At 71.7% G+C, this 18,217-nt stretch carries 17 protein-coding genes and 2 tRNA genes; 9 read left to right on the plus strand and 10 right to left on the minus strand.

What is annotated here, in order from left to right:
- The first annotated feature begins 30 nt into the window (after window positions 1–30).
- The 5 genes from IE241_RS06115 to IE241_RS06135 all read left to right on the plus strand — a co-directional run bounded on the left by IE241_RS06115 (window position 31) and on the right by IE241_RS06135 (window position 4,704).
- Window positions 31–1,146 (plus strand): 2-aminoethylphosphonate ABC transporter substrate-binding protein, encoded by a 1,116-nt coding sequence (locus IE241_RS06115; protein ID WP_190020602.1) that lies wholly within the window; start codon window positions 31–33, stop codon window positions 1,144–1,146.
- A 122-nt stretch (window positions 1,147–1,268) separates the two neighbouring features.
- A complete protein-coding gene (locus tag IE241_RS06120) occupies window positions 1,269–2,048 on the plus strand; it encodes an HAD-IIA family hydrolase (RefSeq protein WP_190020603.1) in 780 nt (259 codons plus the stop codon).
- Between the two features lie 137 nt (window positions 2,049–2,185).
- Window positions 2,186–2,833 carry a hypothetical protein gene (locus tag IE241_RS06125; RefSeq protein WP_190020604.1) on the plus strand — a complete coding sequence of 216 codons (648 nt, stop codon included), beginning with the start codon at window positions 2,186–2,188 and terminating at the stop codon, window positions 2,831–2,833.
- 19 nt (window positions 2,834–2,852) lie between these two features.
- A complete protein-coding gene (locus IE241_RS06130) occupies window positions 2,853–3,518 on the plus strand; it encodes a class F sortase (RefSeq protein ID WP_190020605.1) in 666 nt (221 codons plus the stop codon).
- A gap of 151 nt (window positions 3,519–3,669) precedes the next feature.
- Window positions 3,670–4,704 (plus strand): glycoside hydrolase family 6 protein, encoded by a 1,035-nt coding sequence (locus tag IE241_RS06135; protein WP_190020606.1) that lies wholly within the window; start codon window positions 3,670–3,672, stop codon window positions 4,702–4,704.
- A 57-nt stretch (window positions 4,705–4,761) separates the two neighbouring features.
- Here IE241_RS06135 and glxA read toward each other — a convergent pair whose 3' ends face one another.
- From glxA to IE241_RS06150, 3 genes are all read right to left on the minus strand, one after another.
- A complete protein-coding gene (gene glxA, locus IE241_RS06140) occupies window positions 4,762–6,717 on the minus strand; it encodes a radical copper oxidase GlxA (protein WP_190020607.1) in 1,956 nt (651 codons plus the stop codon).
- The gene (locus IE241_RS06145; RefSeq protein ID WP_190020608.1) at window positions 6,714–8,597 is read right to left on the minus strand and encodes a glycosyltransferase family 2 protein; all 1,884 of its coding nucleotides are present in this window, start codon (window positions 8,595–8,597) and stop codon (window positions 6,714–6,716) included. Before IE241_RS06145 ends, glxA begins: the two co-directional genes overlap by 4 nt.
- A 305-nt stretch (window positions 8,598–8,902) precedes the next feature.
- Window positions 8,903–8,976, minus strand: a tRNA-Lys gene (locus tag IE241_RS06150).
- Between the two features lie 142 nt (window positions 8,977–9,118).
- Here IE241_RS06150 and IE241_RS06155 point away from each other — a divergent pair.
- The 3 genes from IE241_RS06155 to IE241_RS06165 all read left to right on the plus strand — a co-directional run bounded on the left by IE241_RS06155 (window position 9,119) and on the right by IE241_RS06165 (window position 11,073).
- The gene (locus IE241_RS06155; RefSeq protein WP_190020609.1) at window positions 9,119–9,628 is read left to right on the plus strand and encodes a C40 family peptidase; all 510 of its coding nucleotides are present in this window, start codon (window positions 9,119–9,121) and stop codon (window positions 9,626–9,628) included.
- Window positions 9,629–9,754: 126 nt separating this feature from the next.
- Window positions 9,755–10,411, plus strand: coding sequence for a nucleoside/nucleotide kinase family protein (locus IE241_RS06160; protein ID WP_190020610.1), 657 nt, complete (start codon window positions 9,755–9,757; stop codon window positions 10,409–10,411).
- Between the two features lie 71 nt (window positions 10,412–10,482).
- Window positions 10,483–11,073 carry a lytic polysaccharide monooxygenase auxiliary activity family 9 protein gene (locus IE241_RS06165; protein ID WP_190020611.1) on the plus strand — a complete coding sequence of 197 codons (591 nt, stop codon included), beginning with the start codon at window positions 10,483–10,485 and terminating at the stop codon, window positions 11,071–11,073.
- A 79-nt stretch (window positions 11,074–11,152) separates the two neighbouring features.
- On the opposite strand, the gene IE241_RS06170 is transcribed toward IE241_RS06165, so the two are convergent.
- From IE241_RS06170 to IE241_RS06195, 6 genes are all read right to left on the minus strand, one after another.
- Window positions 11,153–12,001, minus strand: a complete 849-nt coding sequence (locus tag IE241_RS06170) for a cytochrome c biogenesis CcdA family protein (protein ID WP_190020612.1) — start codon at window positions 11,999–12,001, stop codon at window positions 11,153–11,155.
- Between the two features lie 9 nt (window positions 12,002–12,010).
- On the minus strand, window positions 12,011–12,856 hold the full coding sequence (locus tag IE241_RS06175; RefSeq protein WP_190020613.1) for a DsbA family protein: 846 nt from the start codon (window positions 12,854–12,856) through the stop codon (window positions 12,011–12,013).
- A 79-nt stretch (window positions 12,857–12,935) separates the two neighbouring features.
- Window positions 12,936–13,334 carry a hypothetical protein gene (locus IE241_RS06180; RefSeq protein WP_190020614.1) on the minus strand — a complete coding sequence of 133 codons (399 nt, stop codon included), beginning with the start codon at window positions 13,332–13,334 and terminating at the stop codon, window positions 12,936–12,938.
- Between the two features lie 57 nt (window positions 13,335–13,391).
- Window positions 13,392–13,868 (minus strand): hypothetical protein, encoded by a 477-nt coding sequence (locus IE241_RS06185; RefSeq protein ID WP_229898853.1) that lies wholly within the window; start codon window positions 13,866–13,868, stop codon window positions 13,392–13,394.
- A 138-nt stretch (window positions 13,869–14,006) separates the two neighbouring features.
- Window positions 14,007–14,080: transfer RNA gene (locus tag IE241_RS06190), tRNA-Lys, on the minus strand.
- Between the two features lie 94 nt (window positions 14,081–14,174).
- Window positions 14,175–14,933: an IclR family transcriptional regulator gene (locus IE241_RS06195; protein ID WP_190020615.1), complete on the minus strand. Its 759-nt coding sequence runs from the start codon at window positions 14,931–14,933 to the stop codon at window positions 14,175–14,177.
- 273 nt (window positions 14,934–15,206) lie between these two features.
- On the opposite strand from IE241_RS06195, the gene IE241_RS06200 reads away from it, so the two are divergent.
- The gene (locus IE241_RS06200) at window positions 15,207–16,295 is read left to right on the plus strand and encodes an LLM class flavin-dependent oxidoreductase (RefSeq protein WP_190020616.1); all 1,089 of its coding nucleotides are present in this window, start codon (window positions 15,207–15,209) and stop codon (window positions 16,293–16,295) included.
- Window positions 16,296–16,322: 27 nt separating this feature from the next.
- On the opposite strand, the gene IE241_RS06205 is transcribed toward IE241_RS06200, so the two are convergent.
- Window positions 16,323–18,131 carry a putative bifunctional diguanylate cyclase/phosphodiesterase gene (locus tag IE241_RS06205; RefSeq protein ID WP_190020617.1) on the minus strand — a complete coding sequence of 603 codons (1,809 nt, stop codon included), beginning with the start codon at window positions 18,129–18,131 and terminating at the stop codon, window positions 16,323–16,325.
- Between the last annotated feature and the right edge of the window lie 86 nt (window positions 18,132–18,217).

Below are 18,217 nucleotides of genomic sequence, written 5' to 3' on the forward strand. Positions count from 1 at the left end.
CCGGCCGCCCCTTCTGACAGGAGCTTCCCCATGCCCAGCCCCCGCAGCCCCCGCAGCTTCCGTAGTCCCCGCGGCTCCCGCAGCCTGCGCAGCCCCCTCGCATGCGTCGCCGCCCCCGCAGCCGCCCTCGCCCTCCTCGCCCCGCTCACCGCGTGCGGCGGCTCCGCCGGAGCGGACGCCGACGCCGCCGAACTCACCGTCTACAGCGCCGACGGCCTCAAGTCCGAGGACGGATCCGGCTTCTACGACAAGGTCTTCGCGCAGTTCACGAAGCGCACCGGCATCAAGGTGAAGTACGTCGAGGGCGGCTCCGGCGAGATGGTGCAGCGCCTCGCCCGGGAGAAGGCCAACACCAAGGCGGACGTCGTCGTCACCCTGCCCCCGTTCATCCAGCAGGCCGACGGCAAGGGCCTGCTCGGCACCTACCGGCCGCAGGGCTCGGAGGGGGTCGCCGCGGGCGACAAGGACCCCGCCGGGAAGTGGACCGCAGTGGTCAACAACTACCTCTGCTTCCTCCGTAACACCGACAAGGTCAAGACCGCGCCCAGGACCTGGGACGACCTCCTCGACCCCCGCTACAAGGGCAAGCTGCAGTACTCCACGCCCGGCGTCGCGGGCGACGGCACGGCCGTCCTGGTCAAGGCCCTGCACGACTTCGGCGGCAAGGACGCGGCCATGGCCTACTTCAAGAGGCTCCAGGAGAACAACGTCGGCCCGTCCTCCTCCACCGGGCAGCTCGCGCCCAAGACCGACAAGGGCGAGCTGCTCGTCGCCAACGGCGACGTCCAGATGAACTACGCCACCATGAAATCCATGCCCCGCCTGGGCATCTTCTTCCCCGCGGGCCCGGCCGGAAAGCCCACCACCGTCGCCATGCCCTACGCCGCCGGGCTGGTCAGGAACGCCCCGCACGCGGACAACGCCAGGAAGTTCCTCGACTTCCTGCTGAGCGACGACGTCCAGCAGCAGGTCTCCTCCGTCGGCGGCGGCTTCCCGGCCCGCAGCGCCGTACGGGCCGACGACCCCAATGCCAAGGCCCTCGCGGAGATCATGAAGGGCGTCGAGATCGTCCGCCCGGACTGGCAGGACATCGACAAGAACCTCGCCTCCTACGTCGCGGCGTGGAAGCAGGCCACCGGGAGCTGACGGGAGCTGACGGGAGCTGATTAGGCTGGAGGGGCAGGCGGTGGCACGAAGAGGTGCGACCCTGTGTCCCCCACCCTGTGTCCCCCACGCCCGCGAGCGGGCGCGTACGGCAGGAGTACCGCATGGCAGAGCGCAAGCCGATCGAGTCCTGGCTGACCGACATGGACGGCGTGCTGGTCCACGAGGGCATCCCGATCCCCGGGGCCGACGCCTTCGTCAAGAAGCTCAGAGAGTCCGGCAAGCCCTTCCTCGTCCTGACCAACAATTCCATCTACACCCCCCGTGACCTGCACGCCCGCCTCGCCCGCATCGGGCTGGACGTGCCGGTCGAGAACATCTGGACGTCCGCGCTGGCCACCGCCCAGTTCCTGGACGACCAGCGGCCGGGCGGCACCGCCTATGTCATCGGCGAGGCGGGCCTGACCACCGCCCTGCACGACATCGGCTACGTCCTCACCGACGCCGAGCCCGACTACGTCGTCCTGGGCGAGACCCGGACGTACTCCTTCGAGGCGCTCACCAAGGCCATCCGGCTGATCAACGCCGGTGCGCGCTTCATCGCCACCAACCCCGACGAGACCGGCCCCTCCGCCGAGGGCGCCCTGCCCGCCACCGGCTCCGTCGCCGCGCTGATCACCAAGGCGACCGGCCGCGAGCCGTACTTCGTCGGCAAGCCCAACCCCCTGATGATGCGGGCCGGGCTCAACGCCATCGGCGCGCACTCCGAGGGCAGCGCCATGATCGGCGACCGGATGGACACCGACATCCTGGCCGGCCTGGAGGCGGGGATGCGCACGTACCTCGTGCTGACCGGGCTGACCCGGCCCGAGGAGGTCGACCGCCACCCCTTCCGGCCCTCCCACGTCGTCGACTCCATCGCCGACCTGACCGACCTCGTCTGAGGCCCCGGGCCGCCGCCCCGGCGCGGGAACCCTGAACCGAACGGGCCCCGTCCGGCACCGAACGGAGCAACTCGCCCACGGAGCGGATGCGCCCGCCGGGAAGAGCGGGTGAATCTCTGAACATCAGGAGGTTCACCATGGACTCAGTCCGCCTTGCCCTGTGCGGTGCTCTCGCGGCCGTCGCGGTCTGCGCGCCCGCCGCGCACGCCAACGACGAGCCCGCCACCATGTCCGGAACGATCGAACTCACCCCCGTCAGCAGCCACCCCGGGGGCCAGGTGCAGCTGCGCGTCGCCGGCTGCGGCGGGAACAGGGCCACCGCCGCCTCCGAGGCCTTCGTGACCGACGCCAAGCTCGCCAAGGACTCGGCGGGGCTCTTCGCCGAGGCCACGGTCCGCGGGGCCGTGGACCCCGGCGTCTACCCCGTCAGGGTCAACTGCGACGGCTACGACGCGGTGGCCGAGGGCAAGCTGACGGTCGTCCCCCACGGCAAGCCCCTGCCCCCCTCGCGGGGCCACGACCAGGTGGCGCTGCCCCCTCAGGCCCAGGTGCCGCAGCCCTCCCCGCAGCGCGCCGTGCCCGAGCGTCCGTCCGTCCACCCGCAGGAGCAGCAGAAGCCGCCGGAACAGCAGGCGCCCGTCGCGCCCGTCCCCGCGGGCGGGGGCGGCACCGCGGCGGAGAACGCCCCGGGCACGCCCGGCCTCGTCCTGGCGGGCATCACCGCACTGATCGCCTCGGGTCTGATCTGGCACCGCCGCCGCACCGAGTCGTCCGGGCAGCAGTGAGGGAAGGCGACCGCAGCCCATGTCCGAATCGCGTGCCGGCGGCCACGGCCGCCTCCTGACCGGGGCGGTGTGGGCCGTCGTGCTGCTCGCCCTGTGGCTGTGGGGGCGTGAGATCACCGACGGGCCCGGGTCGTCCGCCACCCCCACGGCCGGGGACGTCGCCGCGGCCGGCCGGCCGCTCGCCGAACCGCTGCCCCCGGCCCACGTGCCCCTGCCCCCGGTCCGGCCCCGCGCCCTGGCCATCAAGGCCCTGGACGTGAACGCCCCGGTCGAGGAGCGGGGACTGGACCGGCTCGGCGCCGTCGACCCGCCCCCGTACGCGCGGGCCGGCACCGTCGGCTGGTACCGCAGCGGGCCGCCGCCCGGCTCGCCCGGCGCCGCCGTCCTCGTCGGCCACGTCGACACCGACAACGCGCCCGCCGTCTTCTACGACCTCGGCAGCCTCCGGCCCGGCGAGACCCTCACGGTCCGCCGCGCGGACGGCACCACCGCCGAATTCACCGTCGAGGACGTCTCCGTCTTCACCAAGGACCGCTTCGACGCCGCCAAGGCCTACGGCCCGCGCGACGCCAAGCGCGCCGAGCTGCGCCTGATCACCTGCGGCGGCGACTACGACCGCGACCGCCGCTCGTACAGCGCGAACGTCGTCGTCTCCGCCTATCTGACCGGAACCGGACGGAGTTGAGCGTATGGGTGCTCCAACCGGGCGAATCGACCACCTGTCATCGGCGGATCACTCACCGTCCCGCGGTGGCGTGTGCCAGCATTGCAGGGACCGGTCATGTCCCGTGGGGGCGTGGGGACACCCCTGCAGGAATGCACCCGAGGGGGAATCGATGTACGGCAGTCTCACCGGCCGCGCCCGCGCGGCGCTGACCACCGCCGGGGCCGCCGTGGGGGCGCTGCTGCTGCTCTCCGGCTGCTCCTCGTCCTCTGCCGAACCCCCCGAGGAAGCCCAGCTTCCGCAGGCACCCGCCCAGCAGCCCAAGGCGCAGGACCCGTTCTGGGTCAACCCGGAGTCCACCGCGGCCAAGCGGGCGGCCGAGCTCCGCAAGGGCGGCCGGAGCGGCCAGGCCGAGCTCCTCGGCAAGATCGCGGCCCAGCCCGTCGCCGAGTGGATCGGGCCGGACGACCCCGAGGGGCAGGCCCGGGGCTTCACCGAAGCCGCCGCCAAGGCCGACCGGACCGCCGTCCTCGTGCTCTACAACATCCCCCACCGCGACTGCGGTCAGTACTCCCAGGGCGGCGCCTCCGACGGCGACGCCTACCGGGGCTGGCTGGACGGCGCCGCCCGGGGCATCGGCGACCGCGCCGCCACCGTGATCCTGGAGCCCGACGCCCTGCCCCACATCTCCGACGGCTGCACCCCCGAGCAGCACCACGAGGAGCGCTTCGCGCTGCTCAAGGAGGCCGTCGGCCGGCTCAAGTCGCTCCCGCACACCAAGGTCTACCTCGACGCGGGCAACCCCAGCTGGGTCACTCCGCCCGACCGGATGGAGGAGCCGCTGCGCCGCGCCGGCATCGACCGCGCCGACGGCTTCGCGCTGAACGTCTCCAACTTCCAGACCACCAAGGCCAACAAGGACTACGGCTACCGGCTGTCCCAGCTGCTGAGCGGCAAGCACTTCGTCATCGACACCAGCCGCAACGGCAACGGCCCGCTGCGCGCCGCCGACCATGAGAAGGCCTGGTGCAACCCCCGCGGCCGCGCGCTGGGCGAGCCTCCCACCACGCGCACCGGCGACTCCAGGGTCGATGCGTACCTGTGGGTCAAGCGGCCCGGCGAGTCCGACGGCACGTGCAAGGGCGGCCCGGACGCGGGCAAGTGGTGGGAGACCTACGCGCTGGACCTGGCGCGCAACGCCCGCTGAACCCGCGCCGGTCCGCCACGACTCCCACGGGCTCTACGACTCCCACGGCTACGGCCTTCACGACTTCGCCGGGGGCACCTTCACCCAGACCGCCGGCGAGGGCGTCCCCCGGCCGTCGACGGCATGGAGCATGTACCACCCGGGGGGCACCAGCGAGGGGTCCTTCGGCAGGGTGACCGTGATCCCGTCCGCCGCCTTGGTGAACTCCAGCGCGATCGAGCGCTGTTCCACATTGGTGACGTGCGTGAACGACCCCGGTCTGATCAGCCGCACCTTGGCGATGTCGCGCGGGCGGTCCGTGCGGTACGTGGCCGTGCCGCCCAGCTCCACCGTCCTCGGCTCGGTGTCCTTCAGCTCCGGGCGGCCCTTCCGGTAGAGGTACGGCGGGGTGTAGAGGTCGATCTGCTGCTGGAAGACGCCCGGCTGAGTGTTGGCCTTGTCGCCGAAGAGCGAGTCGGAGCCGAAGGTCATCACGCGGCCGTCGGGCAGCAGCAGCGCGCCCGAGTGGTAGTTGCGGCCCACCAGGGGATCGGCGACGGCGCGCCCCTTGCCGGCCGCCGGGTCGTAGATCTCGGCCTTGAGGATGTTGGAGTCGCTGCGGCCGCGGTAGTCGCCCGAGCCGTTGGTGGTCAGCACCGTGTCGTCCGGCAGGATGACGCTGCTGGGATAGCGGGCCTTGGCGTAGAGCTCGGGGCCGTCGCGGAAGCGCGGGCTGGGGTCGTGCAGGTCGACGATGCGGGTCTTGGCCGTGGACTTCTTGTCCTCGCCGACCCCGCCGCCGCCGAGCACCATGTACCGCTGGTCCTGGGCGGGGGGCAGCAGCACGGACATCGAGGTCTCCAGGGTGTCCGGGTCGCTCATGCCGGGGACTTCGGTGAATTCGTTGTTCGTCAGATCCCACAGCCCCGGCACCCGGCCCTTGTCCGCCGGGCCGTATCCCGCATTCGAACCGGTGTAGAAGATGCGGCCCTTGTCGGTGAGGAAGAGGGCGGGATACGTCGGGAAGAAGCGCTCCTTGGGCAGGTAGGCCCACTTCTTGGTCTTGGGGTCGTAGATCTCGTTCTTGCCGGGGACGACCTGGCCGATCTCGTCGAGGCCGGAGACGGAGAGGACCCGGCCGTCCTGGAGGGTGGTCAGCGTCGGATACCAGCGGGCCTCGTTCATCGGGTCGACCGTGATGTAGCGCTCGGCCTCGGGGTCGAACTCCAGGGTGTCCTTGATGCCCTGGAAGTCCTTCTTGTCGAAGGAGAGTTTATTGGCGATCCCGTAGACGTTCTGGGCGTCCTTGCCGGCGAGGCCCTCGACCCGGTAATTGTCGGTGAGGCCCGTCTCGTACCGATGGCCCTTCTGCAGCGCCTCCACGTAGACGCGGGCGGTGGAGACCGTGACGGTGACCTTACGGGTCTGCTTGTCCTGCTCCTTCTTGGCGCGGGGGACGAGCACGGCGTCCTTCGCCTCGAAGGTCTTGCCGTTCTTGCGGCCGGTGAAGCGGGTGCCCGCGGGCAGCGTCATCGGCTTGTCCGGGTCCTCGTTGTGGACGACCATCAGGCCGCCGGCCTTGTCGACGTCGCCGTCCAGCTTCTCGTAGCGCTGGGTGCCGCCGGCCACCAGGAGGCGGCCGTCGGGCAATTGGGTGTGACCGGCGCAGAAGAGGTCCTTCGGGGTCGGGATGTCCTTGTAGGTGTTGTTCACCGGATCCCACAGGACCGTGCGGAAGGACTTCGCCCGGAAATTGGCGGCGTTGTTGCCCGAGCCGGCGACGAGGAGCACCTTCCCGGTGTGCAGCAGCGCCGCATGGATCGTGTTGATGCGATACCGCTCGGGGACGTCGACCACGGTCCAGTGGCCGTTCTTCGCCTTGTACTCCGGCTGGTTGATCTTGTAGTCGTGGTACTGGTGGGAGGCGTAGCCCCAGATGGCCGGCCCGTTCATGCCCGCCAGGGCGAGCACCACCGCCGACCCGACCGCGAAGCGGCGGGTGCGGCGGCTGACACGGTAGTGCCGGAAGTTCATCGGGAGGCCTCCACGGCTCTCTTGGCATGGTGCGCGGTCCACCACCACGCGACGATCGGGGCGACGGTGATCGCGAGGGCCAGCGACGCCCAGGTGCGCATGGCGACGTGCGTGTGGCCGAGCCAGAAGGAAGCCGCCAGCGAGCCGCCGAAGACCAGCAGGAAGAACAGATGGATGCGGAACGTCCCGAACAGGGTGTCGGGGCTCGCCGAATCCCCCTTGGGCGTGACCACGAAACGGCTCTTGCGGCGCAGCACGGCATCCGTGAGCGAGCGGGCGTAGATCGGGGCGGAAAGCGCGGACATCACCATGCCGGCCAGCCCGCCCGAACCCTCGGGCTCATGCGGCGAGACATTGTGCCGGCGGTTCCAGATGTAGAGCCCGATCTGCAGCGCGGCCGCATCGCTGTAGAGCATCATCCAGACCTCGGAATTGATCTGGATTCCGGAGGCGCCGAGCCCGAGGAAGAGGGCGCAGCTGAGGGCGCCGAGCATCCAGTTGAGTGCGGTCATCGGATAATAGATGACCATCAGGGTGTAATTGAGGAATTTCCCGGGGGAGAGACTCCAGAGGCCTTTCCAGTACTGCTTGATGATGGTCTCGTAGGTGCCGCGGGACCAGCGCAGCTGCTGGGTGAAGAAATCCGTCCAGGCGCCCGGGCCCTCGCCGACCGCGAGGACGTCCGGGGTGTAGACCGAGCGCCACTTCCGGCCGGTCGCGGGATTGCGGTGGCGGTGCAGTTCGAAGCCGGTGGCCATGTCCTCGGTGATCGAGTCGTAGAGGCCGCCGATTCCCTTCAGGGCACTGATGCGGACGGCATTGTTGGTGCCGACGAACATGGGCGCGCCATAGCGGTTGCCGGCGCGTTGGATCAGGGCGTGGAAAAGGAACTGCTGGCTTTCTGCGGCCTTGGTCACGGCCGCATCGTAGTTCCCGTAGACCTGAGGACCAACGACAAACGCGATATCGGGGTCGCGGAAGTACCCGAGCATGCGTTCCAGGAAGTTGGGCAGCGGGACGTGATCGGTGTCGACCGAGGCGAAGAAGTCATAGGCGTCGCCGTGGGCGTCGAGCCAGGAGTTGTAGTTCCCGTGCTTGGTCTTCGCGCGGAAGGAGCCCTTCGGCTGATTCCACTTCTCGATGCCCTTACGGGAGAAGTGGCGCACGCCGAGCCGCCGGCAGACGGCCTTGACGGCGGGGTCGTCGCCCTCGTCGAGCAGCCAGACGTCGAGCGGGCCGCGGTGGCGCAGCCGGACCGCCGCCTCCAGGGTCCGGGTGACCATCTCGAGCGGCTCCTTGCCGGGCACGAACGAGGTGAGGAAGGCGACCTTGGTGCCGGTCTCGGGCACGACCGGGACGGGGTCGCGGGCGACGAGCGTGGCATGGGCGTTGGAGGCGACGTTCATCGTGCGGAAGAGCTCGATGAGGCCGATGGAGACCAGCATCACCGCATCCAGCGCCCGCATCAGGGGCGTGGCGTGCTCGCGCTCGGTCCAGTGCGCCGGCTGCATCAGCCACATCAGCAGGCCCAGCGATACGACGGGCGCGACGCCGAGGAGGGCCGCGCCGAGGACGCGGTGCGTCTCCTCGGCGAGCAGGCTGCGGTAGCGCACCCGGTACGGGCGGTCCGGGTCGGGCTGGGTGAGCGGGCCGGCCAGCCGGCTGTAGTGCTCGTAGTCGAAGCGGGGCCGGGCTCTCGGCGGACGTGCGGGGAGCGCCCGGTCATGGCCGGGTTGCTGGGGAATCGTTCCCTGGCCGGCGGATGTGCCGGCGGATGTACTGACAGGTGTGCCGGCGGATGTGCTGACGGATGTGCGGAGCCCGGCCGCCGCCGTCGGGTCGTGGAGCTGCCGCCGGGCGCCGGCAGGAGTGGACGTCATGTGTCATTGCCCCCCGCACGCATGCTGACTGCGTGTGTCAGATCGCGGGTCTCATCCGGCCCCCCACGGCCGCACGGACCCCAAGAGCACCGGCCCCCCCGGCGCAGCCCAACTCAACTCAAGAGTCACTCAGTGATGTTGGGTCATCGCTGTCCGTTCAGGATCTCGGACGCCCGGGCATGATCGCAAGGGTGAAACAAGGTGTTTACCGGGCAAAGTGGTGCGACCTGCCGCGATGGGTCATGCCATTGACCGGAAAATGACTCAAGGCCCCTCACCGGTGGTGAGGAGCCTTGAGACTCGCGTGCGCCGCCAGGGACTCGAACCCCGGACCCGCTGATTAAGAGTCAGCTGCTCTAACCAACTGAGCTAGCGGCGCCTGCTGACAGAGAAAACTCTACCTGATCCCGGAGGGTGCTCCCGACCACCCGGCCGGCCGCTCCGACGTGCGGTTCTCCGGGGCCGCTGAGAAGCTGTGCCCGAGTACCGGCAGGGCGCAGGAGCGAAGGAAGGCGACGGGCGTGGTGCGAATACGCGGCGCGGTCGTGGCGGCAGTGTGGGCGGCGGTGCTGGCCGGGCCCGGCACGGGCCCCGCGGCCGCGGCCCCCGGTCCGGTGGCGGCCCGCGGCGGCCCCCGGGCGGTGTTCCCGGCGGCCCGGCCCGCCGACGACCGTCTGGAACCGGCCATCCGCTATGCCCTGGCCCATCTGGGTGACCCCTTCGCCATGGGCGGCGAAGGCCCCCGCCGCTGGGACTGCTCCGGGCTCGTCCAGCAGGCCTACCGCCGTGCGGGTGTGCGGCTGCCGCGCATCGCCTCCGACCAGTACCGGGCCGTGAAGCGGGTCGGCCGCCGCGCGCTGCACCGCGGCGACCTGGTCTTCTGGTCCCGCAACGGCCGGGCCTCCGGAGTCCACCACGTGGCGCTCTACCTGGGCGGTGAGCGCTACATCGAGGCGCCGCGGCCGGGCGGCAAGGTGCGGATCTCCTCCTTCTCGCGCTACCGGCCGAACCTCTACGGGCGGGTGCGGTGAGCCCTCCGGCGGATCGCCGCCCGGGCGCCGGAGCCCCGTAGCCCTGCCCCGTACGCCCTGCCCCGTACGCCCTGCCTCGCCCGCCCTGCCCCGTACGCCGGCGACGCGCGGCGTTAGCGTGCCCGCATGACGATCACCGCATGGGCGGCCGACGCGTGGGCCCTCGCGGCCGCGGACGGCCGGACCCTTCTCGGCCTCGCCGGCCCGCCCGGCGCGGGGAAGTCGACGCTCGCCCGGGCCCTGGTCGCGGAGGTGCGGCGGCAGCACGGCGCCGGCTCCGCCGCCTACCTGCCGCTGGACGGCTTCCACCTCTCCAACGCGCAGCTTGAGCGCCTCGGCCTGACCGACCGCAAGGGCTCCGCGCCGAGCTTCGACGTCTGGGGCTACGCCGACCTGCTGCGCCGGGTGACGCAGGAGCGCGGCCGGGACGTCTACGTGCCGGACTACGACCGCACGCTGCACGAGCCGGTGGCCGCCCGGCACCTGGTCCCGCCGTCCGCCCGGCTGGTGGTGACCGAGGGCAACTACCTGGCCTGCGACGAGCCGGGCTGGCGTGACGCCCGCCGGTACCTGGCCGAGGTCTGGTACCTCGAGACACCTGACGAACTCCGTCAAGACCGCCTGCTTGAACGGCAAATGACCGGAGGGCGGGACGCGGCCGCCGCACGGGCATGGGTGCAGGGCAACGACGGTCCCAACGGCGAACAGGTGAAGGCTTCCCGTCGGCAGTGTGACCGGATTCTTGCGACCGTTGGCCTAGACATGCCAAACGGCCGGTACTAGCCTCCGCCTTGGTCTAGACCGCATTTCACTCGGCTCACAGAACCCCCCACGTTCTCTCCGAGGAGCGAAGCATGCGCAAAAAGATCAGTGCGGCGATCATCGGCCTGGGTATCGCCGGCGTGTCCCTGTTCGCCACCGGCAGCGCGAGCGGCCACGGCTACACCGACTCCCCCGCCAGTCGCCAGGTGTACTGCGCCAACGGCACCGTCAAGGACTGCGGCGAGATCCAGTGGGAGCCGCAGAGCGTCGAGGGCTCCAAGGGCTTCCCGGCCCGCGGGCCCGCCGACGGCACCATCTGTTCCGGCGGCAACAGCCGCTTCGCGGAGCTCGACGCCCCGCGCAGCGGCCAGTGGCCGGCCACCAAGGTCACCTCGGGCCAGAGCTACGCCTTCCGGTGGCGGCTCACGGCCCGCCACGCCACCACCGACTTCCGCTACTACCTCACCAAACCCACCTACGACCCGAGCCGGCCGCTCACCCGAGCCGACCTCGAACTCCAGCCCTTCCTGACCGTTCCCTACGGCGGCCGGGTGCCCGACGCCACCGTCTCCCACCAGGGCACGCTCCCCGCAGGCCGGACCGGCAAGCAGCTCGTCCTCGCCGTGTGGACCATCGCGGACACGGGCAACGCGTTCTACGCCTGCTCCGACGTCCAGTTCTGACGGCCCCACCGGCGGCCGCACGGACGGACGGAGCCTCCCGGCGCCTCCCCGGCCCCCACCCCGGGGAGGCGCCCCCGGCTCACTCGCCGTCGGCGTCTGCGGAGCCCCGCGATTTCTCCGTGCGCAGCGCGATCCGCCCGAGCACCCCTGCGACCACCAGCGCGATCCCTGCCAGCAGCGCATAGTCCGGCACCGCGTTGCCCAGCCGCGAGGCGAGCTCCTCCAGGCGGAACTCCTGGTCGGCGTCCAGGAGCCCGGGCAGGCCCGTCGTGCCGTCGTAGGCGAGGAAGAGCACCCCGATGCCGATGAAGAACAGGCCCGAGACCAGCGAGGTGGTGTGCAGCCGCAGCCGTCCGAGACGCAGTTCCCGGCCCCGCAGCCAGCGTCGGCTGCCGAGCCGGAAGCGGTCCCAGAAGACCGCCAGCAGGAACAGCGGCAGTGCCATGCCGAGGGCGTAGACGGCGAGCATGGAGCCGCCGTAGACGGGATTGCCGTGCACGGCCGTCACGGTCAGCACCGCCCCGAGGATCGGCCCGGCGCAGAACCCGGCCAGCCCGTACACGCAGCCCAGCAGGAACGTCGACGCGGCCGAGCGCGGCGTGATCCGTCCGGCCGCGGCCTGGGCCTTCTTCGAGGCGAAGCCCAGGCCCAGGATCTGGGCGGCGCCCAGGGCGATCACGATCCAGCCGCCGGCGGTCACCAGCACCTCGCGGTGGCCGTTGAACAGCCGGCTCGCGGCGGTGGAGGCCACGCCGAGCGGGACGAGCGTGGTCGCGAGGCCCAGATAGAAGACTCCGGTGCGGGCCAGCAGCCGGCCCGGGCTCGCGAGGGAGTACGCGAAGAACGCGGGCAGCAGCAGCGCGCTGCACGGGCTGACCAGGGCGAGGGCGCCGCCGAGGAACGCGGCGAGGTAGCCGATGTCGGTCACGCCGGCCCCTTACTTGCCGTTCTTCTTCGCGGCGGCGGCTGCCCGCGCCTGCGCGATGGCCTCGTCGAAGGCGGCCATCGGCTGGGCGCCGGCGATGGGACGCCCGCCGACGAGGAAGGACGGGGTGGAGGTCACACCGAGGTCGTACCCCTGCTTCTGGTCCTTCTTGACGGCCTCCTCGGAAGCCGACCCGTTCAGATCGGAGCGGAAGCGGTCGATATCGCTCACGCCGGCCTTGCCGGCCATGTCGGCGAGCTTGTCCTCGGCGAGCGCGTCACCCTTGCGGAGCTTGGCGTAGACCTCGTCGTGGAACTGCCAGAACTTCCCCTGCTGACCGGCCGCCCAGGAAGCGCGGGCGGCGCGCTCGGAGTCCTTGCCGAAGATCGGGAAGTTACGGAACTCGATGCGCAGCACGCCCTCGTCCACGTACTTCCTGACCAGCTCGGGCTGGCTGTCACGGGTGAACTTGCCGCAGTACGAGCACTGGTAGTCGGCGTACTCCACGAGCACGACCGGGGCGTCCTTCCGGCCGAGGGCGAGGGGGTCGCCGTCCTGGCGGCGGCTGGTGGCCCGCTCGGCCTGCTCGTACATCGGCTGCATCGGGTCGGCGGAGGACGTGCCGGACGCGGAGGGCCCGCGCTTGCCGGAGCCGCTCCCGCTCTTGCCGATCGCCATGCCCACCGCGACGACCGCGACGACGAGGGCGAGGACGGCGCCGAGGGCGGCGAGACGGCGGGGAAGGGAGGCGGTACGGGCCTTGGTCTTGGCCTTGCCCTGGGCCTGGGCCTTGGCCTTGGCCTTTGCCTGGGAAGGCTTTGCAGGCTTGGGGGACTTACCGGAGGACTGAGGGGACATAAAGGAGAAAGCTCCCTGGAGCGTGCGGAATCTGGGTACACCGGAACACGGCCCGGCGTGGGGGCCGTGGTGGTCGGGTCTAGATCCGCAGAACGGGGAGCAGCTCGGCGCAGCCGGCGGCGGGGGCGGGCGGTGCGCGCGGCGCGGTCGCCCGGGGCGCGGTGGCCTGGGGGAGCGGGGCGCGGGCGGTGCCCGGTGCGGTGACGGGGTCGGCGTGCCCGGAGGCGACGGCGGTCTCGGCGTCCTTCAGCGGCACGTCCTGCTGCCGGCAGCTGGAGCCGGTGTCCGGGGCGTCGGCCCGTACGGCCTGTGCGGCGTTCGCGCGCGACGGGTCCGCGTGGCGTACGGCCTCTGCGCCGCGTACGACCTGCGTGGCGGACGGCTGTGCGCCGCCCGGGAGCGGGCCGAAGATCACCGCGAGGAGGAGCAGGAGCGCGGCCGCGGCCGCCGACCGGTGACCCTTGGACGTACTGGTCACGGCTCTCCTCTCCTCACGCGCGCCGAAGACGGACGGCCCCCATGCTACGGGGCCTGATCAGAGGCCCTCTCGCGCGAGCGCGCGCAGCGAGACGCGCTGGGCGTACCAGAGCAGGCTCACGGTGGTGGCGGACATCACGACGGCGAAGAGCAGGTGACCGGCGGCCGGGATCACCGCGAACCCGGCGAGGGTGAGGAGGAGGTGGGCGCCGAGCCGCAGGCCGAGCAGGCCGATGGCCACCTTGCGGGTGCTCTTGCCGCGCCACATCCGCTTGGCCAGCTGCAGCCGCGAGCGCAGGACGGTCAGGGACACGACGAGGTTGACGATGCCCAGGGCACCCAGCGCCCACAGGGTCCGGTGGTCGGCCTGGAAGAGGTCGTAGCCGGCGGACATCAGGCCCTCGAAGGCGAAGAACCAGACCGGCAGCGGCTTGATCGCGGCGGTGGCGGCTGCGGTGGCCGGGGCGGTGACCGGGGCAGCAACCGGGGCGGTGACCGGAGTGGCGGCGGCGGGGGCGAGCGTCATCGTGTCCATGCCCATAACTCTGCCGTTCCGGCGCGCCGCCGGGCAGATTCGCCGATCACGGGTCGCCGATGACATAAGTCATCGCCGGCCGCAGCGTGCGGATACGCCGAAGGCCCCCACCTGACGGTGAGGGCCTTCGGCTGTCTGTGCGCCGCCAGGGACTCGAACCCCGGACCCGCTGATTAAGAGTCAGCTGCTCTAACCAACTGAGCTAGCGGCGCCTGCTGACGAGATAAATATACCTGGTCCGCAGGGGTGCTCTCGACCGCCTTTCCCTCCGGCTCTCCTCTCCGGCCCTCCCGGCCCTCCCCGTCCTCACAGAGCCATCGACAGCATCAGGGGTGCGGCCCTCCGGTTCAGCGTCTCCGCGGCCTGCCGCAGCCGGTGGGCGTGGGCCAGCGGAAGCGAGAGGGCGAGGCAGCCGACGGCGCTGCCCGCGGTGACCGGGACGGCCGCGCAGACCGTGCCGACGGCGTACTCCTGGAGATCGAGGACGGGGACGGTCGCGGGCTGCCGCTCCAGGGTGCTGAGGAGCACCTTCTCGCTGGTGATCGTCCGGGAGGTGAGCCGGGCGGCCCGGTGGCGCGAGAGGTGGTCGCGGCGGTCGTCGTGGTCGAGCTGGGTGAGCAGGCACTTGCCGACGGCGCTGGCGTGGGCGGCGGAGCGGAAGTCGACCCACTCGTTGACCCGCGGCGTATGCGGAGCGTCCGCGACCTGCGTGATCCTGACCTCGCCGTCGATGTAGCGGCTCAGGTACACGGCCGCGCCGAGCGAATCGCGCAGCTCGGTCAGCGACTGCTGCAGTTTGTGGCTCAGGGCGGCGCTGCGGTCGCCGCCGGAGCTGAGCAGGACGAGTGCGTCACCCGTGACGTACCCGCCGTCGCCGGTGCGCTGTACGTAGTCCTCGCGGCGGAGCATCGGCAGGAGGTGGGCGAGATGGGCGGCGGGCAGCCCGGTCTCGCGTGCGATCTGGGCCGTGGTCACCCCGCCGGAGTGCCGGGCGACGGCCTCGAGCACCCGCAGGGCGTACTGCACCGAGTGGAACGGTGCGGTCGGGTCGGGCTTGAGCGCCACGGTCTCCCCCTACGGGCTTCCGGCGAGTGTCCCGCCGACCACGATAACGGCGAAACGTATCGCGAGCAGGGGGTGTTGGCGGGTCGGCATATGCCGCTGCCATGCCGGACGGTGCGCGCCTGCGACAGGCGCGGGGGAATAACCGGAGACGAACTCCGGCTGCCCCTTTCGGCCGGTCGCAGCGGACCGGCTCCCGGCGCGTGCCGCACAGCGCGCCGCGGACGATGCAGACGATGACGATGCAGACGATCAGGAACAGGAAGGCGGACCACCGTGCCCGACGCGCAGGACGACTTCATCCGGGGGCAGGCCCCGGGCAGCGCCCCCGTTCCCCTGTCCGTACTGGACCTGGCGACCGTCGGCGCAGGACGGACCGCCCGGCAGGCCCTCGCCACCACCGTCGACATGGCCCGCCTGGCCGAGCGCCGCGGCTACCACCGCTTCTGGGTCGCCGAGCACCACTCGATGCCGGCCATCGCGAGCTCCGCCCCGGCCGTCGTCCTCGCCCACCTCGCCGCCCACACCGAGCGCATCCGCCTCGGCTCCGGCGGGGTGATGCTGCCCAACCACGCGCCGTTGGTGATAGCCGAGCAGTTCGGCACCCTGGAGGCCTTCGCCCCCGGGCGCGTGGACCTCGGCCTCGGGCGCGCCCCGGGCACGGACGGTGCCACCGCCGCCGCGCTGCGCCGCACCGACCGGCTGAGCGAGGGCGCGGAAGAGTTCCCGCAGCAGCTGGCCGAGCTCATCCGCTTCCTCGACGACGACTTCCCCGACGGCCACCGCTACGCCGGGATCCACGCCGTGCCCGGCCCGGTCCAGGGCCGTGTCCCCGGCGGGGTGCAGCGCGCCGACCGCCCCTCGATCTGGCTGCTCGGCTCCTCCGGCTTCAGCGCGCGGCTCGCGGGCGCGCTCGGCCTGCCCTTCTCCTTCGCGCACCACTTCTCCTCCGGCAACACGCTCGCCGCGCTGGAGCTCTACCGCGAGTGCTTCCGGCCGTCCTCGGTCCTCGACCGCCCGTACGCCAAGATCGGCGTGCAGGCGTTCGCGGCGGAGGACGCGGGCGAGGCCCGCCGGCAGGTGCTCACCGGGGCGCTGTCGATGCTGCGGGTGCGCACGGGGCGGCCGGGGCTCGTACCGACGCCCGAGGAGGCGGCGTCGTACGACTTCAGCCCGGCGGAGCGGGAGTTCGTCGACAGCCGGATCGCCAATGTGGTGCACGGCACGCCCGAGGTGGTCAAGGAGGGCCTGAACCACCTGGCGAAGACGACCGGCGTCGACGAACTGATGATCACCACGAACGCGCACGGTGCGGAGGCGCGGCTGCGCAGCTACGAGTTGATTGCGGACGCGTACGGCATGTGAGCGGGGCTCCGCCCCGGGGCGGGGGTGCTACGGGCGCACCCCCGTCGTCAGCAGAGATGAGATCGAGTCCGCCGGCACGGGGCGGGAGTAGAACCAGCCCTGTCCCGTGTCGCAGCCGATGCGCCCCAGCCGTTCCGCCTGCTCCGCGCTCTCCACGCACTCCGCCGTCACCGTGATCCCCAGCCGGTGCGCGAGCTGCACGAGGGCTTCGACGATCGTCTCGTCGGCGGGGTTCGGCGGCTCCCCGGAGCGGAAGCCGCGGACGAAGGAGCCGTCGAGTTTGAGCGTGGAGACCGGCAGCCGGCTGAGGTAGGCGAGGTTGGAGTAGCCCGTGCCGAAGTCGTCGATGGCGATGGCCACGCCCATGTCGCTGAGCTGGCGCAGCTGCTGCAGCGGCCGGCCGGCCGAGCCCATCACGGCCGATTCGGTGAGCTCCAGTTGCAGCAGCCGGGGCGGCAGCCCCGTCTCGGCGAGGATCGCGGCCACGTCGGAGACCAGGTCGGAGTCCCACACCTGCCGCACCGCGACGTTGACGCTGACGACGATCGGCTCCGCGGGGTGTGCGAGCTGCCAGCGCCGTGCCTGGCGGCAGGCGGTCGCGAGCACCCAGCGGCCCAGGGGGACGATTGCGCCGGTCTCCTCGGCGAGGCCGATGAACCGATTCGGCGCGAGCATCCCGAACTGCGGGTGGCGCCAGCGGACCAGCGCCTCCACGCCCCGGACGACCCCGTCGCCCAGCCCCACCAACGGCTGGTATTGCAGGACGAATTCGCCGCGCTCGACCGCGGGCCGCAGCGTGCTGGACAGGGCCTGGCGGGTCATCCGGTGGGCGTTGCGCTCGGGGTCGAAGAGCGTCCAGCGGGCCTTGCCGTCGGCCTTCGCCCAGTAGAGCGTGGTGTCCGCGGCCTGCATCAGCTCGGTGGCGTGGGTGCCGGCCGCGGGGCGCTCCACGACGCCGATGCTCGCCGAGACCGACAGCTGCTGCCCGGCCACCTCGAACGGCCGCTGGAGCCCGTCCTGGATGCAGGCGGCGAGCTCGACGAGATGTTCGGTGCCCTCGGACTCCTCCACCAGCAGCGCGAACTCATCGCCCCCGAGCCGGGCCACGAGGTGCCCGCCGGGCGCCGCGCACTCGCTCAGCCGCCGGGCCACCGCGCCCAGCAGCCGGTCCCCGGCCCGGTGGCCGAGGGTGTCGTTGATGGCCTTGAAGCCGTCGAGGTCCAGATAGCAGACCCCGATCCGGCCCGTTCCGCCCCGGGCGGCGGAGGCCGTGGCCAGCGCGGCGGTCAGCCGCTCGAAGAACAGGCTGCGGTTGGGCAGCCGGGTGACGGGGTCGTGCATCCGCAGGTGCCGCAACCGGGCGCGCAGGTCGCGCCGGTCGCTGATGTCGGCGACGGACAGCAGGGTGTCGCAGCTGTCGGGGAGCGGGGTGACGATCACCTCGGCCCAGACCCCCTGGCCACCGGTGTGCTTCAGCCGCCGGGTGCAGTGCAGCCGGTCGCGGCGCCCGAGCAGCACTTCGCGGTACGCGCTCCAGGTGCGCGAGTCCTCACGCAGGCCGGTGAACTCGGCGGCCGGGGCGTCGGCGAGCCGGGCCGGATCGGTGCCCAGCAGCGCCCCGAGCGCATGGTTGGCGGTACGCACCAGGCCGTCGCGGCCGACCACGGCCATGGCGAGCTGCGCGGCATTGAACGCGGCACGAAAATCACTGGATTCATTACGTTGCGTGACGACTGTAGGCGTTGGGCAGGGCACGCCGCCCTGGCCATCGAGGGTTCCGCTCACCGCTCGCTCCCGCAAGGCATTCGTTCCGCACTGGTTTCGTATGGGTCTCATGGATCTCGTACGCGTGTCCGAACGGGCGGCGGGAGGCCGTCCGTCCGGGGTATCCGTGCTGGAAATGTGGCGATCATAGAGCCCGC

Origin of the sequence: Streptomyces hiroshimensis, from assembly GCF_014650335.1 — a bacterium.
In the GTDB taxonomy this organism is placed as follows: Bacteria; Actinomycetota; Actinomycetes; order Streptomycetales; family Streptomycetaceae; genus Streptomyces; species Streptomyces hiroshimensis.

Bases quoted from the DNA above. Each gene is read 5' to 3' on its own strand.
- IE241_RS06125 (WP_190020604.1), top strand. From the start codon at position 2,186: ATGGACTCAGTCCGCCTTGCCCTGTGCGGTGCTCTCGCGGCCGTCGCG.
- glxA (WP_190020607.1), bottom strand. From the start codon at position 6,717: ATGAACTTCCGGCACTACCGTGTCAGCCGCCGCACCCGCCGCTTCGCG.
- IE241_RS06185 (WP_229898853.1), bottom strand. From the start codon at position 13,868: ATGGACACGATGACGCTCGCCCCCGCCGCCGCCACTCCGGTCACCGCC.
- IE241_RS06145 (WP_190020608.1), bottom strand. From the start codon at position 8,597: ATGACGTCCACTCCTGCCGGCGCCCGGCGGCAGCTCCACGACCCGACG.
- IE241_RS06175 (WP_190020613.1), bottom strand. From the start codon at position 12,856: ATGTCCCCTCAGTCCTCCGGTAAGTCCCCCAAGCCTGCAAAGCCTTCC.
- IE241_RS06130 (WP_190020605.1), top strand. From the start codon at position 2,853: ATGTCCGAATCGCGTGCCGGCGGCCACGGCCGCCTCCTGACCGGGGCG.
- IE241_RS06135 (WP_190020606.1), top strand. From the start codon at position 3,670: ATGTACGGCAGTCTCACCGGCCGCGCCCGCGCGGCGCTGACCACCGCC.
- IE241_RS06120 (WP_190020603.1), top strand. From the start codon at position 1,269: ATGGCAGAGCGCAAGCCGATCGAGTCCTGGCTGACCGACATGGACGGC.
- IE241_RS06205 (WP_190020617.1), bottom strand. From the start codon at position 18,131: ATGAGACCCATACGAAACCAGTGCGGAACGAATGCCTTGCGGGAGCGA.
- IE241_RS06165 (WP_190020611.1), top strand. From the start codon at position 10,483: ATGCGCAAAAAGATCAGTGCGGCGATCATCGGCCTGGGTATCGCCGGC.
- IE241_RS06160 (WP_190020610.1), top strand. From the start codon at position 9,755: ATGACGATCACCGCATGGGCGGCCGACGCGTGGGCCCTCGCGGCCGCG.
- IE241_RS06115 (WP_190020602.1), top strand. From the start codon at position 31: ATGCCCAGCCCCCGCAGCCCCCGCAGCTTCCGTAGTCCCCGCGGCTCC.